General features: G+C 53.6%; 10 protein-coding genes. 8 read left to right on the top strand and 2 right to left on the bottom strand.

The features are described 5' to 3' along the window. Window positions 1-294: 294 nt before the first annotated feature. The 5 genes from C2U68_RS15240 to infA all read left to right on the top strand — a co-directional run bounded on the left by C2U68_RS15240 (window position 295) and on the right by infA (window position 8,190). Window positions 295-2,904 carry a YbcC family protein gene (locus tag C2U68_RS15240; protein ID WP_140913327.1) on the top strand — a complete coding sequence of 870 codons (2,610 nt, stop codon included), beginning with the start codon at window positions 295-297 and terminating at the stop codon, window positions 2,902-2,904. Further along, window positions 2,901-4,787, top strand: coding sequence for a proton-conducting transporter membrane subunit (locus C2U68_RS15235; RefSeq protein WP_140913326.1), 1,887 nt, complete (start codon window positions 2,901-2,903; stop codon window positions 4,785-4,787). The genes C2U68_RS15240 and C2U68_RS15235 overlap by 4 nt, the downstream gene beginning before the upstream one ends. A gap of 110 nt (window positions 4,788-4,897) precedes the next feature. Continuing rightward, window positions 4,898-5,359 carry a hypothetical protein gene (locus C2U68_RS15230; protein ID WP_140913325.1) on the top strand — a complete coding sequence of 154 codons (462 nt, stop codon included), beginning with the start codon at window positions 4,898-4,900 and terminating at the stop codon, window positions 5,357-5,359. Window positions 5,360-5,765: 406 nt separating this feature from the next. Continuing rightward, a complete protein-coding gene (locus C2U68_RS15225; RefSeq protein ID WP_140913324.1) occupies window positions 5,766-7,880 on the top strand; it encodes a RelA/SpoT family protein in 2,115 nt (704 codons plus the stop codon). A gap of 91 nt (window positions 7,881-7,971) precedes the next feature. Next, a complete protein-coding gene (gene infA / locus C2U68_RS15220; protein WP_013819653.1) occupies window positions 7,972-8,190 on the top strand; it encodes a translation initiation factor IF-1 in 219 nt (72 codons plus the stop codon). A 31-nt stretch (window positions 8,191-8,221) separates the two neighbouring features. Here infA and clpA read toward each other — a convergent pair whose 3' ends face one another. Next, window positions 8,222-10,498 carry an ATP-dependent Clp protease ATP-binding subunit ClpA gene (gene clpA, locus C2U68_RS15215; RefSeq protein WP_140913323.1) on the bottom strand — a complete coding sequence of 759 codons (2,277 nt, stop codon included), beginning with the start codon at window positions 10,496-10,498 and terminating at the stop codon, window positions 8,222-8,224. A gap of 10 nt (window positions 10,499-10,508) precedes the next feature. Further along, entirely contained in the window at window positions 10,509-10,832 is a 324-nt protein-coding gene (gene clpS / locus C2U68_RS15210) for an ATP-dependent Clp protease adapter ClpS (protein ID WP_054761148.1), read from the bottom strand. 126 nt (window positions 10,833-10,958) lie between these two features. Here clpS and C2U68_RS15205 point away from each other — a divergent pair, with 126 nt between their 5' ends. The 3 genes from C2U68_RS15205 to C2U68_RS15195 are packed head-to-tail and all read left to right on the top strand — an operon-like array spanning window position 10,959 to window position 13,796. Continuing rightward, window positions 10,959-11,414 (top strand): NUDIX hydrolase, encoded by a 456-nt coding sequence (locus tag C2U68_RS15205; RefSeq protein ID WP_140913322.1) that lies wholly within the window; start codon window positions 10,959-10,961, stop codon window positions 11,412-11,414. Beyond that, window positions 11,411-12,508 carry a tRNA 2-thiouridine(34) synthase MnmA gene (gene mnmA, locus C2U68_RS15200; RefSeq protein ID WP_140913321.1) on the top strand — a complete coding sequence of 366 codons (1,098 nt, stop codon included), beginning with the start codon at window positions 11,411-11,413 and terminating at the stop codon, window positions 12,506-12,508. The genes C2U68_RS15205 and mnmA overlap by 4 nt, the downstream gene beginning before the upstream one ends. Next, window positions 12,498-13,796: an AAA family ATPase gene (locus tag C2U68_RS15195; RefSeq protein ID WP_140913320.1), complete on the top strand. Its 1,299-nt coding sequence runs from the start codon at window positions 12,498-12,500 to the stop codon at window positions 13,794-13,796. Before mnmA ends, C2U68_RS15195 begins: the two co-directional genes overlap by 11 nt. The last annotated feature ends 2 nt before the right edge of the window (window positions 13,797-13,798 follow it).

Here is a 13,798-nt window from a genome sequence, read left to right as displayed (position 1 = left end):
GGCAAACGGTTTAAATCAACCACCCCCCACCAAATTCCGCACCATCAGCCAAGCACAACAAAAACAAATACCTATAAAAACAATTAGTTAAAAAACGGCACGACTTATGCTGTAAATGTGTTGAATTTCTCCGCCCGGATTACGTGGGTTACAGCCCTAAGGCCTGTAACTTGAACACTTAAGGCTCGCGACGCCTTTCAATCCGTCCGGTTTCAACGTTTCTTTGGACGCCGCCAACGCCCGCAAAGCATCCGGTATTCGAAGAGAGCTCTTTTGACCAACGAGGTTTAGTACATGGAACTGGTTAGCCATACTTATCATTCGGCTGAACCGAATGACAGCCACTCCGACCGCCGAGATAGCGGTTTCGACCTGAATCGCGCCATCGACAACGTCTCGCACTGGTTGCCGACGCAAGGCCCGCTAAAAGACTTCATCCACCACAATACCTTACATGCGGTACAGCACTTGCCGTTTCACGAAGGCGTCGCGCTGGCGGCAAAAATATTCGGCGCGCGCAGCTATTTGCCGCTATCCGATTACCAAAACCGCTACCGCGAGGGCCGGATCAGCGACCACGCCATCGACTGGGCTTTACAACGTGCCGACTTGAATGGCAACCAGCGCCAAGCGCTGCGCGACAGCCTGTTCAGCACAGACAAGCAAAGCCATTACCCGCCGACTTCCCTAGCCAATCACGGCATACGTACCCGTTGGCTAAACGAATTGGAAGTGGATTTGAATGCGCTGGCGCATCCGGTGTTATTCCGTCTACTGGCCAACTTTCTGGATCAGGGTATCAGCCGCTGGAGCTTACCGAAGGCAAACGAGAGTTTTTGGGATTGCGTGTTGCGCTTAACCCAAAACAGCCTCATACCGCTATATCCGTTTCAAGAAAAAAGCGTACGCGACCTGCTCAACCTCGGCCCGGATCAAGTCATTCTGCATTGTTTGCAACGCATGGTCGGCCTCGAAACCTGGTACGAACAGTACATTCTGGAAATGCTGCTCGGCCATCCGGGCTGGTCCGGCATGGTCAGACTGATCGAACTGAATCCGCAAACCTTGCTGGCCCGCCGCGATATTTCGTTGCAGCAATTGATCGCATTCGAACTGGCCTGTGAACTAGCCTTGCTGCAGAAAAAACGCGGTGCCAATTTCGGCAATATTGCCGCCTTGAAACAGCTGGATTCGGTGCCGCGCTTCAACGGCGGCGCGATGCAAACTCAGGTTCCGTTAAGGCTGAAAGTCTGGCACGAAGCCATGGAATGGTCCCTGCATAGCGAATTGTTGCAGGCTTTGAAAAACCAGCCGGTTCCGGGCCGGTCGCCAACCGCCAAGCCGGCGGTGCAAGCGCAGGCACTGTTTTGCATCGACGACCGGGAATGCTCGTTACGCCGGCATTTGGAAGAAATCAATCCGGCAATCCAAACCTTCGGCGCCGCCGGTTTCTTCGGCATCGATTTCCTGTACCAGGGCCTGGACGACGTCTATCCGGTGGCGCAATGCCCGACCGCGATTGAGCCTAAACATTTGATCGTCGAAGCGGCGGAAGACCAAGCCGAAACAAAACAAAAAACCGGTAAGTTGTCCAGCCTGCACTTCACGGCGCATTCGATGCTGCGCGGTTGGCTGTTTACCCAAACTTTGGGCTTGGGTTACGCGGCGCGCCTGGCCTGGAACGTATTCCGCCCCGGCGCCGGCCTGCTTAATATCGAACAGCTCAGCGAGGTCAAGGCTCACAGCCACTTGCACCTGCTGCGCGAAACCGACGAACCCACGCCGGAAGGCTATTTACTGGGCTTTTCCTTTCCGGAAATGGCCGACCGCGTCGGCGGCTTGTTGCGCAATATCGGCTTGACCCAGGATTTCGCACCTTTGGTAGTCATTGTCGCCCACGGCTCCAGCAGCGTGAACAATCCGCATTTTGCCGCCTACGACTGCGGCGCCTGCGCCGGCAAACCCGGCGCGCCGAATGCCCGCGCCTTCGCCTGGATGGCGAATCAGGACGCGGTACGGGAAATCCTGGGTGAACGCGGTATCGACATTCCGGCCGCCACTTATTTCGTACCGGCGCTGCATAACACCAGCCGCGACGAAATCACTTATTTCGATCCGAATTCCTATTTGCACCGCGACCATAAAGTGCTGCACGCCTTCAAGCACGACATGCACCACGCCCTGTTACGCAACGCGCGCGAACGTTGCCGCTGGTTCGAATTGGGCCCGCAATCGCATTCCAATAAAGCAGCGCATCAACACGTCGTCGCCCGCGCCTCGTCGATTTTCGAACCGCGCCCGGAATACAACCATTCCAACAACTTGTATTGCCTGGTCGGCCGCCGCGAATTGAGCCGGCAATTATTTCTGGACCGGCGCTCGTTTCTGCATTCCTACGATCCGGCCAGCGACGCCAACGGCGAGATCATGGCCAAGATTCTGTCTGCGATCATTCCGGTCTGCGGCGGTATCAACCTGGAATATTTGTTCTCTCGGATCGACAACTCGGTTTACGGCGCCGGCACCAAACTACCGCACAACGTGATCGGCTTGCTGGGCGTCGCCAACGGCGTCGAAGGCGATCTGCGTACCGGTTTGCCGTCGCAAATGATCGAAGTCCACGAACCGGCCCGACTGCTGATGGTGGTGGAACAAACCACCGCTATTATGGATAAAGCCTTGGCCGGCATCGGCGGTTTGCAGGAATGGCTGGACGGCGAATGGATCAGATTGGTCAGCTGCGATCCCGGCAGCCACGACTTGCAGCTTTACGCCAAACACGGCTGGGAAAACATCGAACTGCCGGATACCGTGCAGACCCCGGCCGCACCCCACTCGGAAAAAATCATCCTCGGCAAGACCGCAACGATACCGGTACATCAGTTATCAGGGAGACAGGCATGAACGGCTTGATGTTGGCCTGTTTGGCATTTCCGCTGCTCGGCATGTTATCGATACTGCTGTTCGGCAGCAGCGAGCAGCGCATATCGCACATTAGTCTATGGATCAGCCGATTGAAAGGCGCCAGCGTATTGGGCTTGTTGGCGATCTGGGCTGTTGCCGGTTTTCCGGCTCACGAATTCGCTTGGTTCGATCTTTACGCACAAGGCGAATACCGCTTTCCAATTCTGTTTTATTTGGACCGGATCAGCGCGGTCTATTTATTCTGCGCCTGGGTGATTTTCTCGATTATCGTGCGTTATTGCCGGGTCTATCTGCACCGCGAGGCCGGCTACCGGCGTTTCTTCCTGACGATCTTCGGCTTTGCGTTCGGTTTGAATCTGGTGATTCTGTCCGGTTCGATCGATATGCTATTCGCCGGCTGGGAAATAGTGGGCGTCTCGTCGTTTTTGTTGATCGCCTTTTACCGGCACCGGCCGCAGCCGATTCGCAACGCCTTGCGCGCCTACAGCATCTACCGCTTCTGCGACGTCGGCCTACTGCTCGGGGCCTGGATGAGCCATTTGCTGTTTCACGACAGCCAGCATTTCAGCCAACTGGCCAATTTGTTCCAGCACGCGGCAATGCCGCCGGCCGGTTATGCGTCGCTGCTGATATTGTCCTGGCTGATCGTCATCGCCGCCTCCGGCAAATCGGCGCAATTCCCGTTCTGCTTCTGGTTGCCGCGGGCGATGGAGGGGCCGACGCCTTCCAGCGCCATTTTTTACGGTGCGTTATCGATCCATCTGGGCGTGTTTCTGTTGTTACGCACCATGCCGATCTGGACCTACCATTACTTGCCGCGCACCATGGTGTTGGTGATCGGCTTGCTGACCGTCGTCATCGCCAATCTGTCGGAAAAAACCCAGTCCAATATCAAGGGCCAGATCGCTTATGCCTCGATCACCCAGGTTGGCTTCATGTTTATGGAATTGTCGCTGGGTCTGGAGACGCTGGTCTTGGTACATTTCCTCGGCAACGCCTTCCTGCGTTGCTACCAGTTGCTGGTCTCGCCGTCTATCGTCGCCCATTTGCTGCGGGTAGAAGGCTCGGTCGATACCGACTTCGTCATCAAACCCAGCGCGATGCGCGAGTTTCTGCCCAATTCCATCCGCGATACCTTGCCGGCAGTACTGCAAAACACGCTATACGTGTTCGCGTTGCAGGAAGGTAATTTGGAACGCTTGGTACATTCGACCTTGTGGGACCCGCTGAAGCAAATCGGCGCCCGCATGAACCAGGTCAGGCCTGCGATCAGGTATTTCAGCAGCGTCGGTCTGATGGGTCTGATCATCCTCGGCGAAAACGAAACCTGGTTCGATCGCGGTTATTTGTCGATCCCGATCTCCGTGGCAATGGTAGTTGCCTCGCTGAGCGCGTTCAGCCAAAAACACAGTCCGTTCAAAGTCTGGAACGCGATCGCAACCAGTTGCGGTTTGGCCGGCATTGCGGTATGGATGATGGATCCCGCGGCTTATGCGGACGTGCTGCTGTTTTTGAGCGGCGTGCTGCCCTCCTGGCTATTGGGTATAGGCGTGCTACGCCGAATGCTGGCGCAGGAAAACTTCGCCGACGAGCCGTTCCGCTACCGGGCCATGGCCGAAACCCGGCCGCGAGCCTCGCTGCTGTTGTTTCTGAGCTTTCTGGGTTTGGTAGGATTCCCGATCACGCCGGCATTTCTGGGCGAAGACCTGCTATTGGCCGACGCCACCGGGCTGCATCCCTGGTTTGCCCTGCCCATTACGCTGGCCTTTGTCGTCAACGGCATCGCCGCCGCCCGCGTCTTCGTCAGATTGTGCATGGGCCGTCCCAGCGAGGTTTGCAGCCAAACTCACGAATCCGCCTAGTGACTTTATCCGTCAATCATGGCATTAATGTTGAGCTAGGCGCGACTTTTTCGCGCTCGGAAATATTGGCCGTTTTTGGCCCGCACAATAATAATTCGACAGGAGGATACATGCGTAAATTTCCAATTGTAATGCTGACAGTTGCCTTAAGCGCCGCCTTGGGTCAGGCTTTCGCCGAAGAAGCCCCCGTTTCGGACAAAGTCAGAACCAGCGTTTTGAAACGTCATCCGCAGGCAACCGATATGGTTGGCACCATGGAAACCCACTTCGGCCAACAGTTGCTGGAAGTCAGTTTCAAGGATGCTGAAGGCCAAGTTCTGCACGAATTGTTCCGTGCCAACGGCGCGCTGTTTACCGGTGAGCTGGTATTGGAAAATCCGCAGCAAGTGCCGCCGATGGTGACCGATGCCGTTAAAGCCAATTTTCCGGACGCCCGCATCGAAAAAGCCGAGTTGGTGGTAAACCCGAACGGTGTCGGTGAAGAGTATGAATTGATCGTTAGCGCCCCTAGCGGCAAATGGCGGGTAGCGGTCAACGACAAAGGCGCGATCACGTCCAAAGAACGCCATTAGTCGGATTTTCGCCAGGTTCGGGTTCAGATGAAGACGCTTGCAGCCAAGCCGTGATGAATCCAGGTTAACACTACTCTGCAATTGCCGGACAGCCGCTGTGGCTCAGCGATCCAGCCGGCAATTGGGGTAGCCCAATCCGAGTTGGCGCCAGCTATCGAGACAGCATTACCATCTGAATACCACCAGCTTGGCCGATGGTTAGTCAATGCCTGCCGGTCAAATCCGAAACTAGTACGGTAGTGCGTTTTTCAGCTGAAAAACGGCTCCTACCGTCTTCTAACCGGGCCCCGCCCCCCATCCACAGTACGCCCAGATCAATTTACATTTTTTTCTGCACTGGGCTGCTTGCCAACTTTTTCGACGTGTTTTTTATTTTGCCGTACAGAACCGCGTTTAGAATATCCGCATGACAAATCACGAGTCCCGCGCCAGCGCGCTATTTCCCAGTTTCTCGGCAACCGATCGCGCCACAATCGACGCAGCCCTGGCCTGGATCGACGAATTGGGCGCCAACCGCATCGAATCGCAGCGGCCGAAGGGGATCGATGTTGCGGCCATCCTGATGGGTGTGCATATCGATCTGGAAACCATTCTGGCGACTTTGCTGAGCGATTCCCGCATCGCCGATCGGATCGACGAAAACCAGGTGCGCGAGCGATTCGGCGCGACGGTGGCCGATTTGTTTAAAGACGTCGACTGGCTGAACAAGGTCAGTATTTACACGCCGGAAATGGCCAACCAACCCAATCAGGCCGAGATCCTGCGCCGCATGCTATTGGCAATGACCCACGACGTGCGGGCGGTGCTGATCAAACTGGCGCTGAGAATACAGCGTTTGCGCGGCTTGCATCTGGAACAGGAGCAAATCCGTCATTTCATCGCCCGCGAAACGCTGGATATCTATGCGCCGTTAGCCAATCGGCTCGGGATCAGCCAGTTCAAATGGGAATTGGAGGATTTGGCATTCCGCTATCTGGATCCGGACAATTACCGTTTCATCAGCGCCTCGCTGGCGGAAAACCGCGAACAGCGCCAAGCCAGTATCGACCGGTTCCTGCAAGAGCTGAAAGCGCTGCTGGCAGAACACGGCGTGGCGGCTAAGGTTTACGGCCGGCCCAAACATATTTACAGCATCTGGAACAAGATGCGCAGAAAACAATTGGCGCTTTCCGATCTTTACGATCTACTGGCGGTGCGAGTGGTGGTCGAATCGCTTCCCAGCTGTTACATGGTGCTGGGTTTGGCGCACGCCCAATGGCAGCATATTCCGCGCGAATTCGACGATTACATCGCCAATCCGAAGGAAAACGGGTATCAATCGCTACACACCGTCGTGCTGGACCCTCTCGGCAACCGGATCGAAATCCAGATCCGCACCAAAGCCATGCACGAATTCGCCGAACTGGGTGTCGCCGCGCATTGGCGTTACAAGGAAGGCAGCAAATTCAATGCTGCGACCGAGAAAAATATCGCCTCGCTCCGCCAATTGTTGGAAGACAAGGACACTAGCGACAATCTATTGGAAAATTTTCATACCGAATTGTTTTCCGACCGGGTATTCGTGTTGACACCTGCCGGTAAACTAATCGATTTGGTCAAAGGCGCCACACCATTGGACTTTGCCTATGCGATTCATACCGAAATCGGCCACAGTTGCCGCGGCGCCAAGGTCAACGGTCAGATCAAGCCGCTGACTTACAAACTCAGCTCCGGCGAACAAGTCGAAATTATTACCGTCAAAAATGGCCACCCGAATCACAATTGGCTGAATCCGAACCTGGGTTATCTGAAAACGCCGCGGGCGATCAGCAAGGTCAAAAGCTGGTTCAAACAGCAGCAGCAAGCCGAAAACATTGCTGCAGGCAAGCAAATTCTGGACAAGGAAAGCAAACGCCTGGGTTTGAAAAACGTCGATATCGCCGAGTTGTTGAAATACTTCAAAATAGCGGACGCCGAGCATCTATACGAAGCTTTGGGGCACGGCGGCATCAATAATCGGCAATTGGCGAATGCGCTGAAAATTCCGGAATTGGAACCGACCCCGGTCAAGTTGGTGCCAAGCCAATCCACGGCGCAATCGGTGGTGACCATCGACGATATCGACAATGTCGTCACCACGCTGGCGCATTGCTGCTCGCCGGTGAAGGGCGACGATATCATCGGCTTTATCTCGCATAAACGGGGTATCACGATACACCGCAAGGATTGCGAGAACATTCGCCATTTGTCGGCGGAAAAGCAATTGCAGTTAGTCAAAGCAGAATGGAGCGGCCAAAAGTCGGTACACCATAGCGTACCGATCGTGATCCATGCGTTCAATGCCCAAAACCTGTTGAACGATGTATCGCAAGTTTTGGCGACCGCGAAAATTCATATCAGCAATGCGTCGCTAAAAACGCACGAGGATTTGTCGGCGATTTTGCACATGACGATACAGATCGAGAATACGGCGCAACTGAGCGCGGTGTTGACCCGGATCAGTCACTTGCCCAATATCATCGAAGTGAAGCGGAAAGTTTAACGGCGTCGGCGCACGGTTGTTGCCGACATTTTTAGAAGCCCGGCGGAGGATTCATGCTAACATAGCCGTTTTAACTTTATGGGCTTTTACTATGGCAAAAGAAGATCAAATTGAAATGGACGGCAAGGTCATCGACACCCTACCGAACACGATGTTTCGCGTCGAATTGGAAAACGGCCACATCGTGACCGCGCATATCTCCGGCAAAATGCGCAAACATTACATCCGCATCCTGACCGGAGACAAAGTTCGCGTAGAAATGACACCTTACGACCTGACCAAAGGCCGCATCACGTTCCGGAACCGCTAACCCGCTCCGGGCTAGCGCTTCCCTCTCCGCTCTACATCACTTGATTCAATTCGGAAACGACTAGCTGTTTGCCTTCAATGGCAAATGCCAATTCATCGTTCTCGACATGTATCCTTACATGACCGCCATTCGCCAAGCGCCCGAACAACAAGTCTTCGGCTAACGGCTTCTTGATTTTTTCCTGGATCAAACGCGCCATCGGCCTTGCCCCCATTTTCGGATCGCAGCCGTGCTCGGCCAGCCATGCCCGTGCGTCAGGCTCCAAGGTCAACGTCACATTCTTGTCGGCCAATACCGCTTCCAACTCGAAGATAAACTTGTCGACGACGCTGCCAACCACCGCCAAATCCAGCGGCTTGAACTGAACAATCGCATCCAGACGGTTTCTGAATTCGGGCGAGAAGCCGCGTTCGATCACTTTCATACTGTCCGACGCATGATTTTGCAAGGTAAAACCGATCGAGGCCCGACTGCTTTCCTCGGCACCGGCATTGGTGGTCATGATCAGAATGATGTTTCTGAAATCGGCTTTGCGGCCGTTGTTGTCGGTCAAGGTGCCGTGGTCCATGACCTGCAGCAACAAATTGAACACATCCGGATGGGCTTTCTCCAACTCGTCGAGCAATAACACCGCATGCGGATGTTTGGTCACTGCTTCGGTCAATAGACCTCCCTGATCGAAACCGACGTAACCCGGAGGAGCGCCGATCAGACGCGAGACGGTATGCCGTTCCATATATTCGGACATGTCGAAGCGGATCAATTCGATGCCCAGCACCTTGGCCAACTGGCGGGTCACTTCGGTTTTGCCGACGCCGGTCGGGCCGGCGAACAAGAAGGAACCGATGGTTTTGGTAGTGTCACGCAGCCCGGCCCGCGATAATTTGATCGCGGCAGCCAGTTCAGAAATCGCTTCATCCTGACCGAACACCAGCATTTTCAGGTTCTTTTCCAGGTTGGAAAGCTTGTCGATATCGTTGGACGACACCGATTGCGCCGGCACCCGGGCGATCTTGGCCACGATCTCCTCAATCTCGGCGGTGTCGATGGTCTCTTTACGCTCCCCGGCCGTGAACAAGCGCTGTCTGGCGCCGGCTTCGTCGATCACATCAATAGCCTTGTCCGGCAAATGCCGATCGGTGATATAGCGCGCCGATAATTCCACCGCCATCCGCAAAGCTTCCTGGGTGTATTTCAGGCCATGATGCTCCTCAAAGCGGGATTTCAAACCTTTCAGAATCAATACCGTATCTTCGATGGACGGTTCGACCACGTCGATTTTTTGGAAGCGCCGCGCCAAAGCGTGGTCTTTTTCGAAGATGCCGCGGTACTCCTGATAAGTCGTCGAACCGATGCAGCGCAATTGGCCGGAGGCCAACACCGGTTTGATCAAATTGGACGCGTCCATTACCCCACCGGACGCCGAACCGGCGCCGATGATGGTATGAATTTCGTCGATGAACAGAATCGAATCCGGCTCTTTTTTCAATTGATTGATCAAGGCTTTTAAACGTTTTTCGAAATCGCCGCGGTATTTGGTACCCGCAACCAAGGCCCCCATATCTAACGAATAAATTGTGCTGTTCATCAAAATATCGGGTACCTGTTCTTCGACAATCCGCTTCGCCAGACCCTCGGCGATTGCCGTTTTGCCGACCCCGGCTTCGCCAACCAGCAGCGGGTTGTTTTTACGCCGCCGACACAACACCTGGATGGTGCGTTCCACTTCCAATTCGCGGCCGATCAACGGATCGATATTACCTTTTAGAGCCTCTTCATTCAGGTTGGTGGCATATTTTTCCAGCGGGCTGGTCAAATTCTCGTTGTTGCCGCGCTCGCCTTCCGGTTCCTCGCTGCTCTCTTTTCTGAACTGTTCGATTTTGGAAACTCCGTGCGCCAGATAATTCACCACATCCAACCGCGTGATGTCTTGTTTGTTCAACAGATAAACCGCATGCGAATCCTGCTCACTGAACAGCGCGACAAACAGGTTGGCACCAGTCACTTCTTTTTTGTCGGACGCCTGGACGTGAAATACCGCCCGCTGCAACACGCGCTGAAAGCCCAAAGTCGGTTGGGTTTCGCGCTGGATGCCTTCCGGGATCAGCGAAATGGTCTCGTCGATGAAGCGGGTGAGTTCGGCGCGCAACGCATTGACGTTGCAGCCGCAGGCGATCAGGATCGGGATCGTCGTCACGTTATCCAGCAAAGCCAACAGCAAATGCTCGACGGTGATGAACTCGTGGCGCTTGGCATGAGCCCCGGTAAAAGCGGCGTTCAGTGTCACTTCCAGTTCTTTACTTAGCATGGCTTACCTCTCACGCCTCTTCCATCGTGCACATCAGCGGGTGATGATGTTCACGGGAGTATTCGTTAACGATGTGTACTTTGGTTTCGGCAACGTCCTTGGTGTAGGTGCCGCATACCCCAACACCCTGGGTATGCACTTGCAACATCACCTGCGTAGCCCGCTCTTGGCTCATGTTGAAAAAGTCGGTCAAGATCTCCACGACAAAATCCATTGGTGTGAAATCGTCGTTGAGCAAAATGACTTTATACAACGGTGGCCGTTTCAATTGCGGCTTGGCTTCTTGCAGCGCAGTGGTGCCGTCAACGTCTTTAAAGGGTTCAAAATCGGACATAAACTTCTGTGGTGCAAAATCGCTGTGTTCTTAAAAATAGCGCCTTAGACATTAAATTTCAATCTTTACCCATATAAAAAACATTTCTAGTAAAATGCGCGCCTTTTAACGTTTTATGTCGACAATATGGTCTGGAAACCCCACGTTACCGTCGCCGCTGTAATCGAAAAAAACGGGCGTTTTCTAGTGGTCGAAGAGACAACGGCACATGGCATTGCGTTCAATCAACCGGCCGGACATTTGGAAGAAGGCGAGGACTTAATCGCCGCCGTCATCCGGGAAGTGCGGGAAGAAACCGCCTGGGAGTTTCAGCCCGAAGCCCTGATCGCAACCCAACTATGGCGGAGAAACCCGGAAATGCCCAGTTTTTTGCGCTTCTGCTTCGCCGGCACCGTCGACAATCACAATCCGGCGCAAGCGCTCGACGACGGCATTATCGGCACTCATTGGCTCAGCCGCAACGAGATTTGCGCCCGCCGCGACCAATTGCGCAGCCCGTTGGTGCTGACTACCATCGACGAATACCTGAAAGGCCAGCGTTACCCGCTCAGCCTGTTACAAACTTTTTTAGACCACGCATGAGCAAACACATCATCGTCGGCATGTCCGGCGGCGTCGATTCTTCCGTCACCGCATTAGCGCTGCAAGAACAAGGCCACAAAGTTACCGGTTTGTTCATGAAAAACTGGGAAGAAGACGACGGCACCGAATACTGCACCGCGATGCAGGATTTGGCCGACGCCCAACAAGTCGCCGACAAATTGGGTATCGAATTAAAGACCGTCAACTTCGCCGCCGAATACTGGGACGAAGTATTCGAAGTGTTTTTGTCGGAATTCAAGGCCGGCCGCACCCCCAATCCCGACATTTTGTGTAACAAACACGTCAAATTCAACGCGTTTCTGAACTACGCCATCGAAGACCTCGGCGCCGAATTCATCGCCACCGGCCACTACGCCCGCGTCCGGGAACGGAACGGCGAATTCGAACTTTTGAAAGGCCTGGACCCGGCCAAGGAACAAAGCTACTTTCTCTACGCAATGGGCCAGAAAGCGCTGTCGAAAACGCTGTTCCCGATCGGCCATTTGCGCAAAACCGAAATTCGGGCGCTGGCCGATAAAGCCGGCTTCGCCAACAGCCGCAAGAAAGACAGCACCGGGATCTGCTTCATCGGCGAACGTAAGTTCAGGGAATTCCTGGAACGCTATCTGCCCCACCAACCCGGCGAAATGCGCACCCCGGAAGGCAAGTATATCGGCAAACACCACGGCTTGATGTATTACACCCTGGGCCAACGCCAGGGCCTGGGTATCGGCGGCGTCAAAGACGCACCGGACGAGCCGTGGTTCGTGCTGGACAAAGACCTGGATAACAACGTGCTGATCGTCGGCCAGGGCCACGACCATCCGCTGATGCTGCACAATTCCCTGGAAGCCGGCCAACTGGATTGGTGCGCCAGCCAACCCCTGACCGAAACCATCCGCTGCGCTGCCAAAACCCGCTACCGCCAACCGGACCAAGATTGCATCGTCGAGCCGATTGATGGCGGCAGCCGCGTCAAAGTCAGCTTCGACCAGCCGCAACGAGCGATCACGCCGGGGCAGTCGGTGGTGTTTTATCAGGGGGAGGTTTGTTTGGGTGGCGGGATAATTGAGGCTAAGTACAATGAAAATTAACAAGCTGGAGCTTCTTTATTTTCGTTGCTTTAAAGAATATCAACTTGAACTGTCAGACCGATTTACATTGCTAATTGGCAACAATGGCAAAGGAAAAACTGCCATTTTAGATGCGTTAGCCATTATATTGAGTGAATTTATAGAAGGTTTTCCCAGAGTCATCAGCTCAAAGGATTTACGTAAATTTTATGACGATGACTGTCACTTTGACTTCTTAGCATTCGGGCAAACCCCACTCCGAGAACGCCACCATTTTTTATCATTAAAGCCTCAGGTTGAAATTAATCAAGAAACATTCACTTGCGTTTTATTTGACCGTTATGGACCGCGTTATTCCAGAACTATTACCGAACTTGCAACAAGAATCTCTGAAAAAGTAACTGAGCTCCAAACCTTGCTACCGATACTTGCCTACTATGGGACTGGCCGCCTTTGGAAAGAATTAGACGACTCGGAAATCCAAACGCTAAGCCCAGATTCTCGTTTAGTTGGCTATCGCGACTGTTTAAATCCCGCTTCCAATATTGAACAGTTATTCCGCTGGTTTAAAACTCAGGAATTGGCAGCACTACAAAAAAATGAAACACGCCATGTATTGGAAGCCGTTCGTAATGCCATAATCGAAATGATCCCTGAAGCCAAGGGTGCTAAATGGGATTTCGATTGGGACGAAATTCTGATTGAAACAGAAGTTCAGGGTATGACTCAACCCATCCCCTTCCACCTGCTCAGCGACGGCTACCGGAACATGATCGGCATGGTCGCGGACATCGCCTACCGCATGGCAACGCTGAACCCGCAACTGGAAGCCGACGTCATCAAACAAACCGAAGGTATCGTGTTGATCGACGAAATCGACTTGCATTTGCATCCAAAATGGCAACGGGAAGTAGTCGGACGTTTGTTAAATACTTTTCCTAAAGTTCAATTCGTTGCCAGTAGCCACTCACCGTTCATAATTCAGTCGTTGTATGGACGTGATGATTGTTTATTGTGGGATTTGGAAAAAGCCTGTCCCATCAATATTGAAAGCGAAAGCATTGAAGATATTGCCGAAGATCAACAGCACGTCGATATGCCGCAAAAAAGTAAACGTTACTTGGATATGATGGCTGCGGCGGAAGCCTATTATCGACGACTCCACCAAGTTAACGACGAATCCGATCAAGAATTGCTGCAGTTACGTAGCCGGTTGGATGAATTGAGTATTCCCTTTAGCGACGACCCGGCATTTGCCGCACAGTTAAAATTCGAACGCGACTCAGTACTGGCTGCTAAAAATAAATAAGT

The organism is Methylomonas koyamae (genome assembly GCF_006483455.1).
Lineage (GTDB): Bacteria > Pseudomonadota > Gammaproteobacteria > Methylococcales > Methylomonadaceae > Methylomonas > Methylomonas koyamae_B.
Note: the sequence above shows the minus strand (reverse complement) of the source record. Positions and strands in the feature narration are given on the sequence as shown.